Source organism: Lactobacillus acidophilus (assembly GCF_034298135.1).
In the GTDB taxonomy this organism is placed as follows: domain Bacteria; phylum Bacillota; class Bacilli; order Lactobacillales; family Lactobacillaceae; genus Lactobacillus; species Lactobacillus acidophilus.
Genome location: NZ_CP139575.1, coordinates 1,888,902 through 1,909,941 on the forward strand (window position 1 = coordinate 1,888,902; position 21,040 = coordinate 1,909,941).

A 21,040-nucleotide genomic window follows, 5' to 3' on the forward strand; every position below is an offset into this window, starting at 1 on the left:
GCATTTTTTGTACCATTATTAAAGTAAATGAATGTGGTCAGATTCGCACTTTTCAATCATTTCTTCTGGCCAAATACTTGCTTGTACCTCACCGATATGAGCCTTACCGAGTAAAAGCATGCAGAGACGTGATTGACCGATACCACCCCCGATGGTGTAAGGTAATTTACCTTCTAAAAGCATCTTGTGGAATGGTAATTTTTCACGATCTTCACAATGAGCTTTCTTAAGTTGTTCACGTAAACTTTCTTCACTAACACGAATACCCATTGATGAGACTTCAATTTTACTTTGAAGTGGTTCATACCAGAAAATTAAATCACCGTTTAATTGCCAGTCATCGTAGTCAGGTGCACGACCATCATGTGGCTTGCCACTACGCTTTAATTTATCACCAATTTTCATAATGAAGACGGCTTTTTCTTCTTTAGCAATTTTATTTTCACGTTCTTCTGGTGAAAGCTCAGGCCAACGATCTTCTAATTCTTGGGTAGTAATAAATGATACGTGATCACCTAAACGGTAAGTAGAACCAGGATAACGAGCTGTAACTAATTTTTCTGTAGCTTTGATAGCTTTGAAGATTTTCATTACAGTAACTTCAAGTGTATCTGTATTCCGTTCTTCTTTAGCGATAATCTTTTCCCAGTCCCATTGATCAACGTAGATAGAGTGGAAGTTATCTAAATCTTCATCACGGCGAATAGCATTCATGTTGGTGTATAAACCTTCGTGCATGCCGAAACCATATCTTTTAAGTGCTAATCTTTTCCATTTGGCAAGAGAATGCACAACTTCAATTTCTGAATCAGGAATAGCCTTCATATCAAAGCCAACAGGACGTTCAACACCGTTTAAGTTGTCGTTCAATCCACTAGCTTTTTCAACAAACATTGGAGCAGACATTCTTTGTACTCCAAGAATAGAAGCGAGCTTATCTTGGAAAGTTTCACGAATATAAACAATAGCTGCTTCAGTATCACGAACAGTTAATGTTGGATGGTAATCTTTAGGTAAAATAAGTTTCATAAGTAATCCTCTTTCTAAATGAATATTCGTGAGAGTAAAGAAAAAGCCCTTCGCTCCCTAAATAAAAATAGGGACGAAAGGCTTTTTTCCGCGGTACCACCCAACTTGTCTAATAATAGACCTCTTATGGAGCACCATCATGCTCCACCGGTGTGGTAACGTACCGGAGACGTCTCAACCTACTTTAAGAATTATTATTTCGGTGAGCTGCTAAAAGTGTTTTTCAATAATCCAGGGTCTATTAGTTTCACACTAGCACTAATTCACTGAAAAGAATTAGATTATTTACTCGTCTTTTTCATAGCTTTTTAATTTGTTTATATGTATTTAACATTATTTTGAACAAAAAAGCAAGAAAAAAATGTGATATGATATTTAGGAAAGCGGTTTATTTATAGTAATATAAAAATTTTTATTATTTTAGAGGATAAGAATGTTAGGATTTTCTGTTTATCTTGGACACGATTTAACGTCTGAAGATTACAATTACTTATTAACAATGCGAAACAGTGGATTTGCATATGTTTTTACACAACTTGTAGTTGCTGATACAGCTAAGGAAATTATTTTAAAACGACTTAATAATTTAACTAATTGGTGTCAAAAATTAGATTTAAAGATAATTGCTGATGTATCAGAGAAAGTTTTACAAAATTTAGATATTAACATTAATAGTGTTGAGCAGATTAAAAATTTAAATTTAACAGGAATTCGTGTGGATGATGGCTTTTCAATGGAAATGATTGCTAAGTTATCAAAAGAAATGCCAATAGTGTTAAATGCTAGCACGATTACCCAGGAAGACATTGATAATTTAAAGTATAGTAATGCCAATTTTGAAAAGTTGATGGCAGGTCATAATTTTTATCCGCGTCCTGAAACAGGTCTTGAAGCACATTGGATGCAAGAAAGAAATGAATGGCTGCACAAGTATGACTTAAAAACTGCGGCATTTATTGCGGGAAATGGCAAATTGCGTGGACCATTGTTTGCTGGGTTGCCAACGTTGGAAAAGCAAAGATACGAAAATCCATTAGCTGCAATTTTGGAATTGAGAAAATATGGCTGTGATAATGTTTTTGTAGGAGATCCTCAAATTACCAGGGATGCGATTGAATCAATTACCAATTATGAAAAAGAAAAAGCGATCACACTTCATATTGATACCGATGTGTCAGAATTATTAGAAAATAAATGGCATAATAGGCCTGATGTGGCTAGGGATGTCGTAAGATTGAAGGAAAGCAGAGAAAAACGCTTTTTGCCAACTTTTCCACAAGATAATGTCTATGCACGTCCTAAGGGGAGCGTGACAATGGATAATAATTTATATCAACGTTATGAAGGTGAAATTCAGATTACTAAGCGCGATTTACCACGCAATGAAAAAATTAATGTCTTAGCACAAGTGAAGGATTATGATTTGCCGTTGTTAGATTACATTGGCTCAAATACACAAGTAATCTTTAGAAAAGTAAATAAAGAAGAATAATAAAAGATGGTATTTCCAAGGAAATACCATCTTTTTTGTTAAAACAAAAAGCGATGAATTATTCATTCATCGCTCCTATAAAATTTATCGGGAAAACAGGATTCGAACCTGCGACCCCCTGGTCCCAAACCAGGTGCTCTACCAAACTGAGCCATTTCCCGTTTTAAAGATGCGCCCTGAAGGATTTGAACCTTCAACCTTCTGATTCGTAGTCAGACACTCTATCCAGTTGCGCTAAGGGCGCGTCTATCAATCAACTCAATTAGTATAACATAAATATAGAGGTTGTCCAATTGTTTTTGAAAAAATGGATAAAAAAAGCCCAGTTACTGACTACCCTACAGTAACTAGACCTATACCATTCTATCGAAAAAAGAAGAATAAAACTATCTTATTGTTAAATAATTAATAGAAAAGTAAGATTAATGCAATATTTTGGTCATTTACTTATCACCATCAAAAATATTGTCTTTAACTATTACGTAGTCTACTAATTTAATTGAATTTAATTCACGTCCACCGGCATAAGAAATAGCAGATTGCAAATCTTCTTGCATTTCACGTAAAGTATCTTTAATTGAGCCGCGATATGGGACAAGCATTTGTTTACCTTCAACGTTCTTGTAAGCACCTTTTTGTACTTCAGAAGCGGATCCCCAATATTGTTTAAAGGTTTTGCCATCAATCTTAATGACGTTACCAGGAGATTCTTCGTGCCCTGCAAGCATTGAGCCGATCATAACCATTGAAGCGCCAAAACGAACAGATTTAGCAATATCACCGTTATGACGAATACCGCCATCTGCGATAAGGGGCTTTGAAGCAACTTTACTACACATACGAAGCGCTGCTAGTTGCCAGCCACCGGTACCAAAACCGGTCTTAAGCTTAGTAATACATGCCTTACCAGGACCTACACCAACTTTTGTAGCATCGGCACCAGCATTTTCTAATTCACGCACTGCTTCTGGTGTAGCAATGTTACCGGCAGTAAGGAAAGAATTCGGTAATTTTTCCTTAATATACTTGATCATTTTGATTACATAAACAGAATGACCATGTGCAACGTCAATAGTAATATATTCTGGCTTAAGATTTTGCTTGACCAGTTCATCAATAAAGTCATATTCACTGTCTTTAATACCAACTGAAATAGAAGCAAATAATCCTTTTTCATGCATCATCTTAATAAACGGAATACGCTTTTCTGGTTCAAAACGGTGCATGACGTAATAATAGTCATTTTCTGCTAACCATACGGCTAATTTGTCATCAATAACGCTTTCCATATTAGCTGGGACAACTGGTATTTTAAATGTTCGGTTTCCGAACTTTACACTAGTATCCGCGTCACGTCGGCTTTTGATGATCCCTTTATTAGGAATAAGTTGGATATCATCATAGTCAAAGGCTTCCATACTAAAATAATTACTCAATTTGATTTGCTCCCTTTATTTTCTGCTTACCAAACGAGAACTACTATATTTGATAAAAGTATTTTTGTCAATATAAAAATCGAACTATGAAATAAATTAAAAATAAAATAATTCGGTTTTTGCATTGACTAATAATTAACAAATTGCTAGACTATCATACGTAATATTTATAGAGATTTTTTATGAGGTGAATTTCAAATGACAGCAGTTGCAGTTGTAGGGAGCCAATGGGGCGATGAAGGTAAAGGAAAGATTACTGACTTTTTAAGTAAAGATGCCGCAATGGCAGTTCGCTCAAACGGTGGTAATAACGCAGGTCACACCATTGATATTGATGGCAAGACTTTCAAGATGCGTTTAATTCCTTCAGGAATTTTTGCAGCTAAGGATAACACAGTTATTGGTAATGGTGTTGTAATTAACCCAGAAGTTATGTTTAGTGAACTTGAAAATCTTGAAAAGAACGGTATTGATACTAGTGGCTTGAGAATTTCTAACCGTGCTCACATTATTATGCCTTACGACATTAAGCAAGATGAATACCAAGAAGAAGCTAAGGGTAAAAATAAGATTGGTACTACTAAGAATGGTATTGGTCCAACTTACATGGATAAAGCTTCAAGAATAGGTATTCGCGTTTGTGATTTACTCGAAAAAGATACTTTTGAAGAAAAGCTTCGTACTAATCTTGAAATTAAGAACGAATTATTTACTAAGGTTTATGGTAAACCAGCTCTTAAATTTGAAGATATTTTTGACAAGTACTATGAATATGGTCAAAGAATGAAGAAATACGTTACTGACACTTCAGTTTTAGTAAATGACGCGCTTGACCAAAATAAGAAGGTTTTATTTGAAGGGGCACAAGGTATCATGCTTGATATTGATGAAGGTACTTACCCATTTGTAACTTCTTCAAACACTATTTCAGGTGGTATTGCTTCAGGTATCGGTATTGGTGCCAACCGTTTGGATACTGTAATTGGTGTCTGCAAAGCTTACACTACTAGAGTAGGCGCAGGTCCATTCCCAACAGAACTTCTTGATGAGACTGGTGATCGTATTCGTGAAATTGCTCATGAATATGGTACTGTTACTGGTCGACCACGCCGTGTGGGTTGGTTTGACTCCGTTGCTCTTCGTCACTCAAAGCGTGTTGCTGGTATCAATGGCCTTAGCTTAAACTTGCTTGATGTATTTTCAGGTTTTGACAAGATTAAGATTTGTACTGCTTATGAACTTGATGGTGAAAAGATTGATTACTATCCAGCAAGTTTAAAGGAACTTTACCGTTGTAAGCCAGTTTATGAAGAACTTCCAGCATGGGAAGAAGATATTACTCAAGTTAAGACTTGGGATGAACTTCCAGAAAATGCTAAGAAATTCTTGAACCGTATTTCTGAATTAGTGGGTGTTCCACTAGTGACTGTTTCAGTTGGACCTGACCGTGAACAAACTATCGTATTGAAGAATCCATGGGAAATGTAATTTATGCTTGAACGTTATACTCGTCCCGAAATGGGAAAAATTTGGACTGATGAAAATAGATATGCAGCATGGCTTGAAGTAGAAATTGCTGCAACTAAGGCATGGGCTGAACTTGGTGAAGTACCTGAAGAGGATGCAGAAAAGATTGCTAAGAACGCTTCATTTACTGCAGAACGTGTTGCAGAACTCGAACAAGTAACCCATCACGATGTTGTAGCATTTACTCGTACTGTTTCTGAAAGTCTTGGTGCTGAAAAGAAATGGGTACACTTCGGCCTTACTTCAACTGATGTTGTTGATACAGCACAAGGTTTTCTTTTAAAGCAAGCTGATGAAATTATCAGAAAAGACTTACACGAATTAAAGAAGACTATTGCTGAAAAGGCTAAGAAGTACAAGTATACTGTGGAAATGGGTCGTACTCATGGTGTGCAAGCTGAGCCTACTACTTTTGGCTTAAAGCTTGCTCGCTGGTATGCAGAAATTAACCGTGATATTGAACGCTTCGAATACGCCGCAAAGGGTGTAGAATCTGGTAAAATTTCTGGTGCTGTTGGTACTTTTGCTAATGTTCCACCTGAGATTGAAACTAGTGTGATGAAACAACTTGGTTTGACTCAACAACCAATTACTAGTCAAGTTTTGCCGCGTGATTTACATGCAGAATACATCGCTATGCTAGCACTTATTGCAACTAGTATTGAAAACTGGGCAACAGAAATTCGTGGCCTTCAAAGAAGTGAAATTCATGAAGTTGAAGAGCATTTCCGTGCAGGTCAAAAGGGGTCTTCTGCGATGCCTCATAAGAGAAATCCAATCGGTTCAGAAAACTTATGCGGTATGGCCCGGGTAATACGTGGTCATGTTGTAACTGCGTATGAAGATGTTGCTCTTTGGCATGAGCGTGATATTTCACACTCAAGTGCAGAACGTGTAATTTTACCGGATACTACAATTGCAATCGACTACATGCTTAACCGTTTTAACCGTATCTTGGCTAATTTGGATGTTTTCCCAGAAACTATGCTTAAGAATATGGACCGTACTTATGGTTTGATCTATTCACAACGTGTGCTTCTTAAATTGATTGATGAAGCAGGTCTTTCTCGTGAGAAAGCTTATGATATGGTTCAAAAATTGACTGCTAAATCTTGGAATGAACAAAAACAATTTAGACCATTGGTAGAAAACAGTGAAATTATGGATTATCTTTCAAAAGAAGATATCGATGATGCATTTGATTACCATTATCACTTACGTCATGTAGATGATATTTTTAAGAAATGTGGTTTAGACTAATAATCAAAAAGCGTTTTGGAAAAATCCAAGCGCTTTTTTGGTACAATAAAACATATTTAGAAGGGAAAACTATGAAAAAATTTATTTCTTTTATTATTAGATTAGTCGTTTTAATTGCTGGCATTACCTTGGCAGGTTTTCTTGTTTGGCAATTATTCACTGATGTTCCTTTGCTTGATATGGATGTGCAAACTAAGGGACCGGTTATTGTTGTGTTATTTAGTATAATTGCCTTAATTTCTTTAGGTGCAGGGGTTAGCTTTTTCACTGATAAAAATTTAGGCTCAACAATTTTTTTAGGCGTACTTTTGGCGGTAATTGCAATAATTTTGTGGGTGCAAAACCAAGATTTAGCTGATATATATCGGTGGTATTTTATTTACGGTTTAATTGTTGCTTTACTAAGTCCATTTTTTAGAAAAGAAAATTAGAAAAAATCGAATTATGGCAGGACAGAAAAGTCCTGTTTTTTATTTTTTTAGTATGGACAGTTGGGGAAAAGGTAATATAATTTTATTAAAACTATATTAAAAGAGGGTGGAAAGTATGAATGGGAATATTGATGATCATATGAATCAAAAAGAGTTGGCACATTGGATGCGAATGCGTAAATACAGAAAGCAGATTTTAATTGGAGAATTTATTTATGTTTTTATCTTGTTGATGGCATTGATTTATAACTTTGCTATTTTTATGCATTTAGTTGTTTTTCAAGGGATAGCAATTTCTGCTTACTTAGTAATTGGTTGGATTTTTGCCAAAGATGATACAGCCGTAAAATTAAAAAAGCGTGATACATTATGGGAAACGATCACTAGCATTAGAATTAATAGATTATTTTTTGTTCGTTTATTTGAAACAGCAGTTTTTGGAGTCATACTTGGTGTGGCAATTAATTTTTGTTTTAAATTGACGAATGATATTTTTCAAAGTCCAACTAAATTACAATCCAGTAGTTTAGTTGAAAATATTGCGCTTTATGAGGATTTCTTTCCTATTATTATTTTATGCATAGTTGCGATTTCCGTCTTATTTGCGGCAAAAAAGCAAATAAAAATTTCTAGCGTAATTTCTGTTGTAGTGCTTTTAATCATTGCTTTCACTCGCAGTGATATGTTAGTACAAGCACTTATCGGCATTGTCGGTTCTATTGCAGCATTTATTTTGGCATTTCAATCTAAGCTTTGATATCTATACATTGAAGTCCCCTTAATGGCTATGTTAAAATTACTCACATTAAGCTTAAGGGATGTGACAATGTGAATCAGCGCTATCGCGGAATTACTTTGGCTGTAGTTGGTGCATGTTTTTGGGGAGCATCAGGTACAGCGGTAGAGTTTTTATTTTCGAATACTAATGTAGATACATCATGGTTAGTTGGATTACGGCTCATTTTTTCAGGTATATTACTCATGCTTTATGCTTGTTATAAGTATTGGGATAAAGTGAAAGCAATGTTCCATGATAAAAAGGCAGTGATTATGCTTATCTTGTTTGCTTTTTTGGGAATGGGAAGCTCTCAGCTTTCATACTTTGTGGCTGTTAAGTATAGTAATGCACCAACGGCTACAGTAATTCAGTTTTTAGCACCGGTTTTCATCATTATTTACTCTTCAATTAGAAGTAAAATGTTGCCGCGGCGAATAGATCTGATTTCGATCTTTGTAGCTGTAGGTGGGACATTTATTTTAGCAACTGGTGGTCGCTTTGACCAATTGGCTTTATCACCGATGGCATGTTTGTGGGGATTAATCGCTGCAATATCAGAAGCGATTAACACAGTAATGCCAGGAAGCTTATTTAAAAAATATGGTACTATTCCGGTGGTGGGTACAGCTATGTTGATGGCTGGTATTGCTTTTTTACCAAATTATTTCACTCAGCCAATGCCTAAACTTACACCGGTTGATATTTCAGTGATTGTTTATATCATTATTGGTGGTACGTTGCTTGCTTATACAATGTATTTATCTAGTGTTCAATATATTGATCCAAGTACTGTAGGGATGCTTGGAGCATTTGAGCCATTAATTGCTACAATCTTATCAGTTACTTTGCTTCATGCGGACTTTGGTCCAATGGATATGTTTGGTGGCTTTTTAATCATTGTAGCAACTTTCATGCAATTAGTACCTACTAAAGACATGGTCAAAAATGAATAAAAAATTAACGGACTAGTTAACGCTAGTTCGTTTTTGTTATGATAAGAGTTGCTATTTAAAAAGTGGGGATTAGGAAATATGGTTACACAAAAACAACGTCGTCTTTGGGCATTTTTGGCTGCATTAGCTTGTGTCATGTGGGGAATATCAGGTTTATTTGCCAAAAGTTTGTTTAATATTAGTTCAGATATTACACCAATGTGGTTATCACAAATTAGAATGGTAACTTCGGGTATTATTTTATTAATTGTAGCTGGAATTTTGAAACAAAAGCCAATTGCTACAATGAAAAATAAGCATGATGCTTGGGTAATTATTGCTTATGGTATTTTTGGCTTATTACCCGTGCAATTATTCTATTTTATTGTTGTTCAACAGGCTAATGCATCAATTGCAACAATTTTACAATTTGTGGGTCCATTTTTTGTAATGGGCTATCTTGCATTTACTCATAAGCAGGTAATGCGCCGTATCGATGTGATTGCTGCGATTTTTGCATTTATTGGAGTGGTTCTTCTAGCAACTCACGGCCGTTTTAATCATTTGGCAATTACGCCAAGTGTCTTATTCTGGGGACTTCTTTCAGCTGTAGGTGTGGCAACCAACACTTTAATTCCAATTGGGGTTTTAAAACGTGTTTCAAGTTTAGTCGTAACAGGCTGGGGATTATTATCTGCGGGTATTTGTTTAATGATTGTGCATCCACAAATGCCGCATATTCCAAATACACCACATGTTTGGCTTGATGTGTTGGCAGTGATTGTAATTGGAACATTAATTCCATTTCAATTAATGACCAATTCACTTAGATTTATTAAAGCTTCAACGGCCAGCTTGCTCGATGCCTTCGAACCATTTTCTGCGACCCTTGGGTCAGTGCTTTGCTTTGGTTTAGTAATGACACCAATGGATTGGATTGGTTCAATCTTGGTTGTTTTAGCTGCAATGGCTTTGAATATTTCACCTAAGAAAAAGAAAGGTAAATTAGATGGAAAAAGCCAAGACTAGAAGACTATGGACATTTTTAGCCGCAATGGCTGCTGTTATGTGGGGAATATCAGGTCTTTTTGCTAAAGGACTTTTTAACATTAGTTCTAAAATTACGCCAATGTGGTTAACGCAAATTCGCTTGATAGTTTCTGGAATAGTTTTATTGATATTGGCAGCTATTTTAAAGCAAAAACCGGTAGCTACATTAAAAAATAGACATGATGCCTGGGTTATTTTAGCGTACGGAATATTTGGCTTATTACCTGTGCAATTATTCTATTTCATGTGTATTCAGGTGGCCAATGCGTCAATAGCTACAATTTTACAATTTATCGGTCCATTTTTTGTATTAGGTTATTTAGCTTTAACCCATAAGCAAGTTATGCGTAGATTGGATATATTGGCAGCTATTTGCGCTTTTATTGGGGTGTTCCTGCTTTCAACACATGGACAATTTAATCATTTAGCTATTACACCAGTTGCACTTTTTTGGGGACTTCTTTCAGCTGTGGGAGAAGCCACTTATACATTAATTCCCGTTAATATTGTTAAACGAGTTTCTAGTATGGTGGTAACAGGCTGGGGGATGTTATTTGCGGGGATTAGTTTAGTGATTATTCATCCGCAATTTCAAGCTATTCCTAATAAACCAGCTGTTTGGTTTTATACAGGTGCGGTCATTGTTATTGGAACAATTATTCCATTTCAAATTATGGCCAATGCTTTACGTTATGTTGTGCCATCAACAGCTAGTTTGCTTGATGCATTTGAGCCATTTTCTGCAACAGTGGGATCAGTTATATGCTTTGGACTAGTAATGATGCCAATGGATTGGGTAGGTTCAATTCTAGTGGTTTTAGCCGCAATGGCCTTAAATTTTGTACCAAAAAGAATTCGTCAAGAACATGATGAGGCATAAGTCAGATCTTATCAAAATTACAAAATACAATATTATTTGTCACATTGCTTAATTGTATAGTAGTGATTTTAAAACATTGCTGTAACATTTCTTATGTATTATTTAAATCGTTGAGTGATGAAACACATCATTTGACTTACAAGAAATAATAAGGAGACAAATAAATTGAATTTTAAACGTAGTTTAGTTAAGCTTGCAACAGTATTATCATTATTCTTTACAGGAATTTCATTTATTAATGTACCTGCTCTTACTCAAACTGCTCAAGCAGCTCAAAGTAAAGCTGAAAAGCGTAATGCCGTTGCTGGACTCGCTAAAAAGCAAGTGGGTAAGCGTTATGTATATGGTGCGACTGGTCCCTCTGCTTTTGACTGTTCAGGCTTAGCTCAATACGTTTATAAGGCCGCTGCTAATAAGTCATTACCTAGAACTACTTATGGACAAGTAACTAAAGGTAAGCGTGTTTCTATGAATCATCTTAAAAAGGGTGACCTATTATTCTGGGGCTCAACCTCAGCTCCTTACCACGTGGGTATCTATGTTGGCGATGGGCAATATGTTCACGCTGCAACGCCTAGTCAGGGTGTAAGAAAGCAAGCATTGAGCGTATACTTCTATCCATCAGCTGCTAAGCGTGTATTAAATTAAATTGAAAAATAAGCCAAAAGAAAAGAACAATCGGAAATCATCCGGTTGTTCTTTTTGCTTTATTCGGTTACTGTAGCAGGTTTATTCGTTCTTTCATTGTGCCAAGCGATAATCATTTTCATGATTGCATTAGCTACGTTAGTATTTTTTAGAAGTGGACCATGTGAGTATGATCCGATAAAATTACGGTAACGCAAGCCTTCAACGTGGTCTTGTGGGTTGTTACCGTAACCTTCAATCATGTTGCCAAGGGGATGCAACTTGTCTGTATCGTCGAAATAAGTTTGACCGGAGTGGTTTTCAAATGCCTTAACTTCGCCCCATTCGGTCATGTAACGTGTATCACCGATCATTCTCTTGTCGGACTTGAAGACGGTATGTAATGGCAAAATATCGAGTCCTGGGATAGTTACGCCAGAATTTGTCTTGTAGTAACTGCCCATAAGTTGGTAACCACCACAAATGCAGAGCATAGGTTTGTCATCATTAATATATTTTTCAAGTGTTTCTTTATGTCTTGGTAAATCTTTAGCAACAACAGTTTGTTCAAAGTCTTGGCCACCACCAAAGAATACGAAGTCGTAGTCAAAAGCGTTAAATTCATCACCAAGTGAAATGTTATCCACTTGTGTGTCGTATCCTTCACGTTTAAGTAAGAAACTAAGGATTTTAACATCGCCAGAATCGCCGTAGGTGTTCATCAAATCTTCGTAAAGATATGCAATTTTGATTAATTTATCACTCATTTTATCGTCCCTTAATTTACTAGAAATTCATTGTCCTTAGTATAACCTAAAACGAAAAGATTTTGCGATAAAAGATCTCAAAATCATGTACTCCACTATCTTTAATTAATTAAGAATATGAACTACACCGGCACTAAAGTACCGGGGTTCTGGGAACACTAAGTAGTGTTTAGGATCTTACTGGTACTGTTACCATACCTAACTCACGGAACTCAGTTATTTACCATGGCCAGTTCCTGACCATTTAGCTCTTCAATGCCCTGTGTGTTGTACGAACTGAAACTCTACAACGCAGGTTTTGCTTTATTTAAGATATTAACTGCCGCATTAATATCTCTATCGTGATGTGTTTGACAGTTAGGGCAACTCCACTCACGAATATCCAGTGGCTTTTCTCCGCTGTTATAGCCGCATTTAGAACAAATCCTTGAAGTATTCTTTGGATCAACAGCAATTAACTTCTTGTCGTACCATTGACACTTATACTCCATCATTTGCCTAAACATGCTCCAGGACGCATTAGCGATTGATTTAGCTAAATGATGATTTTTTTGAAGATTCTTGACTTTCAAATCTTCAATCACAATTACATCATATTGTTTAACTAGGTGTGTTGTCAGCTTGTGAAGATAATCTTTACGCTGAGCAGCTACTTTAGCTTGACAGACTGCTTTAGTCCTTTGAGCTTTTTTCCAGTTTGAAAAGCTGTCCAGACTTCTAGGAGAGAGTGTCTTGCGCTGTTTATCCTGCAGACAAAGCATCTGAGCCAAATACCTTCTACGTGAATACTTCTTTTGCCAATTAACAGTTTTCTTTTCATAATAAGAACCATCAAAAGAAAGATATTTAAGTCCATTGGACAGAGTAGCCAGATCAGCCACTCCAACATCGATTCCAATCTGTTTGCCAGTTTGCCTGAATTGCTCTGCCGGTTTAGCTTCAACCTGCAGACTGGAAGAGTCGCTGTTTTTTAGAAAAGGATATTCTTTCTTTAACGGTTTAAGCAAATAATTCAATTTAAACTTAGATAAGAAAGGCAATTCCTTATTGTTTTGATAGCGTTCATTCATCATGACCAGCATTTTGTTCCAGACAAAGCGGTCATTGCCAAACATTTGCCAAAGCTGATCCTGTTGAGTTTGGTTAGGATATAAGCGCAGCTTGATTCCTTTCAGCACATTTGTTCCCCCTCTTTTTTTAATGAAAATTATACCAAAAGGAAAAACAGAACACTAGTTTTTTAAAGGGATCGAATTCATCACGAGATTAAAATCCCATGCTTTCTTCGACTAGATTTTGGTAAACTATAATTAATACTAAAATTAGTGGAGGAATATTATGAAAAATAAAAAGGTGGCATTAGTTGGGGCATTATCTGTTTTGGTAGTGATTATAACTTTATTTGTATCTGTAAATAGTCCGATGATCAATCGGGTTAGTCCTTATATTGCTGAAGCAGCAACTTGTGTTAAAAAGCATGATGCGATTGTAGATAGACTAAATCCTTTTGTTAGCGAAACTGTTAGTTATGCTCAAGTTCCTGAAAAAACACAACAATATGTAAATGTGGAAATAATTGATCCTAAGAGTGGTAAAAATCGTAGTTACAAGATAAAGGAAATAACTGGCTATGATCCAAGTAGAAAATACATCAAGATCGATCATAAGGGTCAATACGTTAAAACAATTGATTATGTTTCTGAAAGTAAATTTTTAAAGATAAAAAAGTAAGAGATTAGGATTTTGAGCAGTCCTAATCTCTTATTTTATATAATTTGCAAATTTCCATTCATATTATTCATTATTATTTTTCTGCGCAGCCAAATGATTAATTGGGCCAAACTTTGAACCAACATTAATTGGGTGTGAAATTGCCTCATAGGTAAAGTCTTTAGCAATCTTGACACTATCAATTAAATCATTACCTTTAGCAAGTTCTGCTGCAATAACTGCGGATAACGTATCGCCAGTTCCGTTTACACGATCAGTCTTAAAATATGACTTGGTAAAGGTATGAAATTGGCCGTCTTCGGTAAGCAAAAGATCAGTTACTTCAGTTTGATCACCATCATGGCGTCCTTTCATCAAAACGTTCTTAGCACCCATATCTTGCAACATTTTAGCGCCTTTTTTAACCTCATTAAGATTGTTTAATTCAAGGTTAGTTAATTTCTTTTGTTCATAGAAGTTAGGCGTAATTATATCGGCAAGCGGCACAAGACGTTTAATAAAAGTATTATAGGAATCATCGTCCATTAAAGTGTTGCCATGTTTAGTAGAGATTACGGGATCGATAACAATTTTACCGAAGTCATATTTTTCAAGATTATCGGCAACAACGTTCATTACCTTAGAATCGGCAACCATACCGGTTTTAGCAGCATTAATTGTAAAGTCATCAGCTAAAACATCGAATTGTTTTTGAATAAAGTCAACGGGCATTACTTCTGCTGCATAAATTCCAGTTGTATTACCAGCAACAGCAGCGGTTAATAACCCCATACCGTAAACGCCACGTGCAAAAAATGAATGTAAGTCTGCAGGCATCCCCGCGCTACCATCGCTGTCATTACCAGCAATAGTTACTGCAATTTTTTGATTTTGATCTGTCATTAATTTGAAGGCCTCTCTTACTTTAAAATATTCAATAAAAATTATAACGCGATTAATTGTGCAACTGCTAGAATCTGCATCCTAAAAAAAGTAAACTAATAAGAAAGCGCTTTTGATAGGAAGAATAATTATGAAAGAAAAATACATTTTATCAATTGATGAAGGAACAACTTCAACTAGAGCAATTATTTTTGATCATAATGGTAATGAAATTGTCTCAGCTCAAAAAGAAATCACCCAATACTTTCCAGAACCTGGCTGGGTTGAACATGATGCTAATGAAATTTGGATGGCCGTGCAAACTACAATAGCTAATGCCTTTATTCAATCAGGTATTTGGCCAGGCCAGATTGCAGCAATTGGCATTACGAACCAGCGTGAAACTGCTGTGGTTTGGGATAAAGATACCGGTAAACCAATTTATCATGCAATTGTCTGGCAGTCACGTCAAACAACTGATTTAGCCGAAAAACTGAAAAAAGATGGCTACAGCAACTTAATTAGAGAAAAAACAGGTTTGATTGTTGATCCATATTTCAGTGCAACTAAAATTCGCTGGATTCTTGATCATGTTCCAGGTGCACAAGAAAAAGCAGAACAAGGTAAATTATTATTTGGTACGATTGATAGCTGGCTTGTTTGGAAATTAACTGATGGTCAAAAGCATGTAACGGATTATACTAATGCTTCTAGAACCATGTTGTTTAATATTCATACCTTAAAGTGGGATAAAGAAATTTTGAATTTGCTCAATATCCCAGAAAAAATGTTGCCGGAAGTTCGCTCAAATTCAGAGGTTTATGGAACAACTGCATCATATATGTTCTTTGGTGGAGAAGTGTCAATCGCTGGTATGGCAGGTGACCAACAAGCTGCATTATTTGGTCAACTTGCTTTAAAGCCAGGTATGGTGAAAAACACTTATGGGACAGGTGCATTTATTGTGATGAATACAGGCGATAAGCCGACAACTTCTAACAATAATTTGCTTACTACGATTGGTTATGGCATAAATGGCAAGATTACTTATGCGCTGGAAGGCTCAATATTCGTAGCAGGTAGTGCGATTCAATGGCTGCGCGATTCAATGAAGCTAATCAAGAATGCTCCTGATTCTGAAAAGGCCGCATATGAATCAACTTCAGAGAATGAAGTCTATGTTGTACCTGCATTTACGGGACTTGGTGCGCCATATTGGGATGCGGAAGCACGTGGTGCAATTTTTGGTGTTACACGTGGAACTACTGACAAAGATATGATTAAAGCAACGCTTCAATCACTTGCATATCAGACGAGAGACGTAGTTGATACAATGCAAAAAGACTCTGGTATTGATATTCCAGCTCTTCGCGTTGATGGTGGTGCAAGTAACAATAACTATTTGATGCAATTCCAAGCAGATATTTTAGGTAAAAAGATTGAACGTACCAAGGTGCTTGAAACAACTAGTATGGGTGCCGCATTTTTAGCTGGCCTTGCTGTAGGATACTGGAAGAACATTGATGAATTGAAGCACGTCTTTACCATTGGTCAGGCTTTCGAACCTAAGATGGGCGACCTAGAACGAAAGAAATTATACGATGGCTGGCAACGTGCGATTAAGGCTACACGAGTTTTTGCACATGGTGAGTAAATATGACAATTGGTGAAGCTTTAAAAAAAGAACGAAAAGATTTGGGATTAACCCAAACGGAGATGGCCGGTAACATTTTGACCAAGTCTTATTATTCTAAAGTTGAACGCGGTCAACATGAAATTAAAGCTATTGATTTAATAGAAATTTTGCGGCTACATGATATTGATGTTTCTCGGTTTTTTAGCCAAATTGGGACAAATCAGAAGATAAATGATAAAAATATATTTCTAGAGTATATTTATCTAAATTACATAGAGCTTATTATCACAAAGATCTAGAGCAACTTTCTGAATTACAAAAGCAATTAAAAGAAGAAGCACAAACTGGTGAAATTCTAAATTTAGAAACACAGGCAATTGTAATAAAAGCATATTTAACGCATAGTTTGAATGAACTCTCAGATAGAGAAAAAGCAGATATAAAAAAGCAAATATTTAAAACAAAAGACTGGAATGAAAACTCGTTACGGCTATTGGCGATGGCTATGCCATTTTTTAATATAGAGGACTTAAAATTTATTATTAATACTATTTTTAGTAAATATTATTCAATGAAAGATGTTTTGGATGTTCAGCAAGAATTGGTATCTGCAATTGCTGTAAACTATTTGGGATTAGCTTATCATGAGCATGATAAAGATGAAAAAGAAATAAAATTAGCTCTTTCTTTACTTAGACAGTTAAGTCACGAACCTAAAAATTGCTTTGCTAAAATTATGGAACAATATTATACGGCTCAATTTGATAATGATAAAAAGAAAGCGGAGAGGATTAAACAGTTTTTTATTGAAAATGATATGAACTATTATGTAGGAGAATAATAAGAACGGAAGTGTCTAATATGACACTTCCATTTTTTTAATATAGAAAAATAGATATTATAATTTAAGCGATGTAATAAAGAGAAAGCAGTTATATTAAAGCTAGTTTATATAATATTTTGAAATTAATAAAAAAGTTTTGTTAACAATCAAAAAATGAGTGTATTATTAAAGAATGAATAAAAATATAATTTTATTACATTAAACGAAAGTAGTAAAAACTATGAACATAAACTTTAAATGGATCATTAAAAACTTGCCATTCTGGCTGCTTATCCTCATTGTTATCACCTTAATTGCCGGAGGATTTGAAGGCGTCATTAACGGTATAATCTTAGGTCAATTCCCTAATTTAGTTGGTAAAAGTGGTACGGATTTAATTCTATTTTTAATTAGAAGTACGATAATTTTTGTCGCAACTTACACTGCAATTGTTTTACAAAACATCTTTCTTAATATGGCTCGTAAACGCCTCAGAGTGAAGTTGAAAAAAACTATGTTGATCAATAGCTTCGCCTTAAAAGAAGATGCCGCAAGCGGACTTAATCATATTAGTAACGATGCAACTAAGATCGATGATCAATATTTTGCTGTAATTGCCGGCATCTTATCAACTGGGACGGCTGCAGTTATTTCCACGATTTATGTTTTACAAGTAAATTTGCTAATGGGAATTATCTTCGTTGCTTTCTCATGCCTAAGCTTGATCCCGATGTTGTTTGGAAAGAATGAGCTAGGAAAACTAGGCGAGCAATGGAGTAATGAAAACAGCCAGATGATGCGCTCTGCTAGTGATTGGTTTAAGGGCTTACGCGATATTTTACAATATCAAGCCCAAAAGCCATTTTTCAAAAGAGTTAGTCAAGATGTCGAAACTAGTGAAAATACTTTGTTAAAGCAGGAAAATCTCCAATGGTGGATTCAATATGCTAACTTGCTTTTCACTGTTTTAGCCATCATCGCACCATGGGCAATTGGTTTTTATTTCATTACTACCCATCAATTTGGTGTAACCATTAGTGCACTTCTTTCGTTAACTTTATCAGCCAATAGTGTTGTACAGAACTTCCGCGGATTAATGCAATATTGGGCACAAGTTGCCAGCACTACTGAGATTAGAAAAATTAAAGTTGCTAAATATGATATTTTTAAAGATATTAAAACAGAAAATGAAAAGCCGGATATTAAATTTGATAATGTTAGTTTAACTTACAAGGATCATCCAATTTATCAGAATTTGAACTTTGATTTAGCTTATGGCAAAAAGGTATTGTTACAAGGTCCATCTGGATCAGGTAAGAGTACGCTACTTAATATGGTTTCAGGTCTGCTTAAACCAACACGTGGCACGATAAAAATTGGTGGTGAAGATCCTAACCCGGCACAATCCGTTTATATTGCTCAAACACCTTGGCTGTTTCAAGGAACGATTAAAGATAATTTGTGTTTAGGCGAATCATTTACTGATCAACAATTATTAAAAGTTTTAAATGAAGTAGGTTTAGCTGATGAGTTAGGCAAAGATCCATTAAATAGAGTAATCCACCCCGAACAAGAAGATTTATCAGGTGGCCAAAAACAGCGCTTGGTCATTGCCAGAGCATTATTACGTGATCGTCCAATTATTCTGCTGGATGAAATCACTGCAGCACTTGATGAAAAGAATTCTGATGATATTAGAGAGATTCTGTACAATACTCCTAAGACGATTATCGAAAGTGCGCACCATATTAATTTTGATTTGATTAAAAAATATGGTTTTGAGTCTTGGAAGATAAGCGATCATCAAGTAGCAAAAAGTTAGCTAAAATAGAGCCGATTATAATCGACTCTTTTTTTGTTATAATGAAGGTGCTAATTAATAAATTCACAAGAAAAGGCGGCAGGCAAAGATGGAGCATGAAAGAATATTAGCTTTAGATGGGCCACTTAATTTTAGAGACATTGGCGGCTACAAGAATGATAAAGGGCAACACGTTAAATGGAACAAAATCTACCGTTCAGATTCACTTAGTTCTTTGTCCAATAAAGATAAACAAAAATTAGCTGATCGTCGTATTGCCGTTGATATTGATCTACGTTCAAAGTATGAACAAAATTCTTCGCCAGATAAAAGCTGGCCGGGTGTGCGTTATGTTGATGCACATATTTATTCAGAAAATCCTAAAGAAAATAAAGGCGATAATAAGTTATATAGATTTATCCACCACATTCCAGATATGGGAGATAATTTCTTAGGTAAAATTTATCAACAAGTTTTACTTAATTCGCATAGCCAAGAAGAATTTGCAAAAATTTTTGCGGAATTAATCGAATTGCCTGAAGAAGACGCGTTAGTTTACCACTGCAGTGCAGGCAAAGATAGAACTGGAATGACTTCTGCATTAATTTTAACTGCACTTGGCGTTGACGATGACACAATTTCGCGTGATTACTTATTAACTAATGAATTATATAATTTCGCTGTTGCTAAGCAATATCCTGATGATAATCAAATTGCCAAGGTAGTTTCTAAAATGAATATTACTAAAGGTGAAGGTCCGGCAATTCGTGGCATTACCGAAACTATTCGTGCTGGTTGGGGCAGTTTTGATACCTTCTTTAAAAAAGAACTAGGTTTTAGTCAAAAGGATTTAGATCGTTTTAGAAATATGTATCTAGAATAGGTGAAAATATGACAACTTTATCTGATGTAGCTAAAGAAGCAAATGTATCGAAAATGACCGTATCACGGGTGATTAATCATCCAGAACAAGTAACGCCAGAATTACGTGCAATGGTTGAAAAAGCTATGGAGAAGTTGAACTATCACCCTAATTCTATTGCACAAGCTTTAGTTAACAATCGATCTAATGTAGTAAAGTTCGTTACTTTAGAAGATATTGATACAACAGAACCTTATTATACTAATCTGCTTTTTGGTTTTGCTCGTGGATTAAATGCCAAGCAATATGCGCTGCAATTAGTAGTTGATCCCACTAGAATTGAAAAAGGACGAGCAGATGGGTACTTGATTACAGGCGCTCGTAATGAAGATTATGATATGTTTGATAAACTAGACAAGCCGTTTGTCTTATTTGGAGAAAATCACCGCGGTTATGATTTTGTTGATACGGATAATCAAACAGCTGAAAAAATGGCGACCCAATATGCATTGGACAGATTATACAAACATATTATTTTTATTGGGATTGATATTAAAGAACCATTTGAATATTCACGTGAAGCGGGATATATTAATACTTTACAACAGCATCGATTAATCCCTCAGATTTATCGAGTATCTAATCATAGTCATGCAGCACAAAAGGTAATACATGAGCATTTTAAAGAATTTAAAAAAGATACTTGTTTTATTTGTGCAAGTGACCGTATTGCCGTCGGAGTGGTTAGACAATTGCAAGATGAAAGAGCAAGAATTCCAGAAGACTTTGGCGTAATTGGTTTTGACGGCGTATTTCTGGATCAGGTGTCTAATCCTAAATTGACAACTATAAAGCAGCCGATTTTTGAAATGGGTAAGATGCTTGCTAAGATGTTATTACAAAAAATTGACCAATCCGGCTCACCTCAAGGTGAATTAATGGTTAAACCACAATTAATTAGACGAGAAACAACAAGATAAAAAAGATGTACAGTAACTACAAGGTTGCTGTGCATTTTTTTATTGAATAAAAACGTTCCATGTCAGCAATGAAAGCGCTATACTTTAAAACAAAAGGGAATTTATGGCAGATATCGAATTTTGAAATAGAGGTCATA

At 35.5% G+C, this 21,040-nt stretch carries 21 protein-coding genes, 2 tRNA genes and 1 other annotated feature; of the genes, 16 read left to right on the forward strand and 7 right to left on the reverse strand.

The window, feature by feature from the left end:
• Window positions 1–18: 18 nt before the first annotated feature.
• On the reverse strand, window positions 19–1,029 hold the full coding sequence (gene asnA / locus SO785_RS09115) for an aspartate--ammonia ligase (RefSeq protein ID WP_003549578.1): 1,011 nt from the start codon (window positions 1,027–1,029) through the stop codon (window positions 19–21).
• Window positions 1,030–1,095: 66 nt separating this feature from the next.
• Window positions 1,096–1,340 (reverse strand) — a binding site (T-box leader).
• Between the two features lie 122 nt (window positions 1,341–1,462).
• On the opposite strand from asnA, the gene SO785_RS09120 reads away from it, so the two are divergent.
• On the forward strand, window positions 1,463–2,521 hold the full coding sequence (locus SO785_RS09120) for a DUF871 domain-containing protein (protein ID WP_003549580.1): 1,059 nt from the start codon (window positions 1,463–1,465) through the stop codon (window positions 2,519–2,521).
• A gap of 87 nt (window positions 2,522–2,608) precedes the next feature.
• Here the strand turns inward: SO785_RS09120 and SO785_RS09125 are convergent.
• The 3 genes from SO785_RS09125 to SO785_RS09135 all read right to left on the reverse strand — a co-directional run bounded on the left by SO785_RS09125 (window position 2,609) and on the right by SO785_RS09135 (window position 3,957).
• Window positions 2,609–2,682 (reverse strand) — tRNA-Pro (locus SO785_RS09125).
• Window positions 2,683–2,691: 9 nt separating this feature from the next.
• Window positions 2,692–2,765, reverse strand: a tRNA-Arg gene (locus tag SO785_RS09130).
• Window positions 2,766–2,964: 199 nt separating this feature from the next.
• The gene (locus tag SO785_RS09135) at window positions 2,965–3,957 is read right to left on the reverse strand and encodes a GMP reductase (RefSeq protein WP_011254608.1); all 993 of its coding nucleotides are present in this window, start codon (window positions 3,955–3,957) and stop codon (window positions 2,965–2,967) included.
• A gap of 198 nt (window positions 3,958–4,155) precedes the next feature.
• Here SO785_RS09135 and SO785_RS09140 point away from each other — a divergent pair, with 198 nt between their 5' ends.
• The 8 genes from SO785_RS09140 to SO785_RS09175 all read left to right on the forward strand — a co-directional run bounded on the left by SO785_RS09140 (window position 4,156) and on the right by SO785_RS09175 (window position 11,463).
• A complete protein-coding gene (locus SO785_RS09140; protein WP_003549585.1) occupies window positions 4,156–5,445 on the forward strand; it encodes an adenylosuccinate synthase in 1,290 nt (429 codons plus the stop codon).
• Window positions 5,446–5,448: 3 nt separating this feature from the next.
• Window positions 5,449–6,744, forward strand: a complete 1,296-nt coding sequence (gene purB / locus SO785_RS09145) for an adenylosuccinate lyase (RefSeq protein ID WP_011254607.1) — start codon at window positions 5,449–5,451, stop codon at window positions 6,742–6,744.
• A gap of 71 nt (window positions 6,745–6,815) precedes the next feature.
• Window positions 6,816–7,175, forward strand: a complete 360-nt coding sequence (locus SO785_RS09150) for a hypothetical protein (RefSeq protein WP_011254606.1) — start codon at window positions 6,816–6,818, stop codon at window positions 7,173–7,175.
• 115 nt (window positions 7,176–7,290) lie between these two features.
• On the forward strand, window positions 7,291–7,932 hold the full coding sequence (locus SO785_RS09155; protein ID WP_003549596.1) for a hypothetical protein: 642 nt from the start codon (window positions 7,291–7,293) through the stop codon (window positions 7,930–7,932).
• Window positions 7,933–8,003: 71 nt separating this feature from the next.
• A complete protein-coding gene (locus SO785_RS09160) occupies window positions 8,004–8,906 on the forward strand; it encodes a DMT family transporter (RefSeq protein WP_003549598.1) in 903 nt (300 codons plus the stop codon).
• A 78-nt stretch (window positions 8,907–8,984) separates the two neighbouring features.
• Window positions 8,985–9,914, forward strand: coding sequence for an EamA family transporter (locus SO785_RS09165; protein ID WP_003549600.1), 930 nt, complete (start codon window positions 8,985–8,987; stop codon window positions 9,912–9,914).
• A complete protein-coding gene (locus SO785_RS09170) occupies window positions 9,895–10,815 on the forward strand; it encodes an EamA family transporter (protein WP_003549601.1) in 921 nt (306 codons plus the stop codon). The genes SO785_RS09165 and SO785_RS09170 overlap by 20 nt, the downstream gene beginning before the upstream one ends.
• A 165-nt stretch (window positions 10,816–10,980) precedes the next feature.
• Entirely contained in the window at window positions 10,981–11,463 is a 483-nt protein-coding gene (locus SO785_RS09175) for a C40 family peptidase (RefSeq protein WP_011254605.1), read from the forward strand.
• A 59-nt stretch (window positions 11,464–11,522) separates the two neighbouring features.
• On the opposite strand, the gene SO785_RS09180 is transcribed toward SO785_RS09175, so the two are convergent.
• Window positions 11,523–12,209 (reverse strand): type 1 glutamine amidotransferase, encoded by a 687-nt coding sequence (locus SO785_RS09180; protein ID WP_003549605.1) that lies wholly within the window; start codon window positions 12,207–12,209, stop codon window positions 11,523–11,525.
• A 284-nt stretch (window positions 12,210–12,493) separates the two neighbouring features.
• Window positions 12,494–13,387, reverse strand: coding sequence for an RNA-guided endonuclease TnpB family protein (locus tag SO785_RS09185; RefSeq protein ID WP_011254604.1), 894 nt, complete (start codon window positions 13,385–13,387; stop codon window positions 12,494–12,496).
• Between the two features lie 160 nt (window positions 13,388–13,547).
• Here SO785_RS09185 and SO785_RS09190 point away from each other — a divergent pair, with 160 nt between their 5' ends.
• A complete protein-coding gene (locus tag SO785_RS09190) occupies window positions 13,548–13,940 on the forward strand; it encodes a YxeA family protein (protein WP_003549609.1) in 393 nt (130 codons plus the stop codon).
• 63 nt (window positions 13,941–14,003) lie between these two features.
• Here the strand turns inward: SO785_RS09190 and thiD are convergent, their stop codons facing one another.
• Window positions 14,004–14,822: a bifunctional hydroxymethylpyrimidine kinase/phosphomethylpyrimidine kinase gene (thiD, locus tag SO785_RS09195; RefSeq protein WP_003549612.1), complete on the reverse strand. Its 819-nt coding sequence runs from the start codon at window positions 14,820–14,822 to the stop codon at window positions 14,004–14,006.
• A 130-nt stretch (window positions 14,823–14,952) separates the two neighbouring features.
• On the opposite strand from thiD, the gene glpK reads away from it, so the two are divergent.
• From glpK to SO785_RS09225, 6 genes are all read left to right on the forward strand, one after another.
• The gene (glpK, locus tag SO785_RS09200) at window positions 14,953–16,455 is read left to right on the forward strand and encodes a glycerol kinase GlpK (RefSeq protein ID WP_003549614.1); all 1,503 of its coding nucleotides are present in this window, start codon (window positions 14,953–14,955) and stop codon (window positions 16,453–16,455) included.
• Window positions 16,456–16,457: 2 nt separating this feature from the next.
• Window positions 16,458–16,736, forward strand: coding sequence for a helix-turn-helix domain-containing protein (locus SO785_RS09205; RefSeq protein ID WP_021721405.1), 279 nt, complete (start codon window positions 16,458–16,460; stop codon window positions 16,734–16,736).
• A complete protein-coding gene (locus SO785_RS09210) occupies window positions 16,682–17,278 on the forward strand; it encodes an Rgg family transcriptional regulator (protein ID WP_075917345.1) in 597 nt (198 codons plus the stop codon). The genes SO785_RS09205 and SO785_RS09210 overlap by 55 nt, the downstream gene beginning before the upstream one ends.
• Window positions 17,279–17,501: 223 nt before the next feature.
• A complete protein-coding gene (locus SO785_RS09215) occupies window positions 17,502–19,082 on the forward strand; it encodes an ATP-binding cassette domain-containing protein (protein ID WP_011254603.1) in 1,581 nt (526 codons plus the stop codon).
• A gap of 88 nt (window positions 19,083–19,170) precedes the next feature.
• Window positions 19,171–19,944: a tyrosine-protein phosphatase gene (locus SO785_RS09220; RefSeq protein WP_003549621.1), complete on the forward strand. Its 774-nt coding sequence runs from the start codon at window positions 19,171–19,173 to the stop codon at window positions 19,942–19,944.
• 8 nt (window positions 19,945–19,952) lie between these two features.
• Window positions 19,953–20,903 (forward strand): LacI family DNA-binding transcriptional regulator, encoded by a 951-nt coding sequence (locus SO785_RS09225; protein ID WP_003549622.1) that lies wholly within the window; start codon window positions 19,953–19,955, stop codon window positions 20,901–20,903.
• Window positions 20,904–21,040 lie beyond the last annotated feature (137 nt).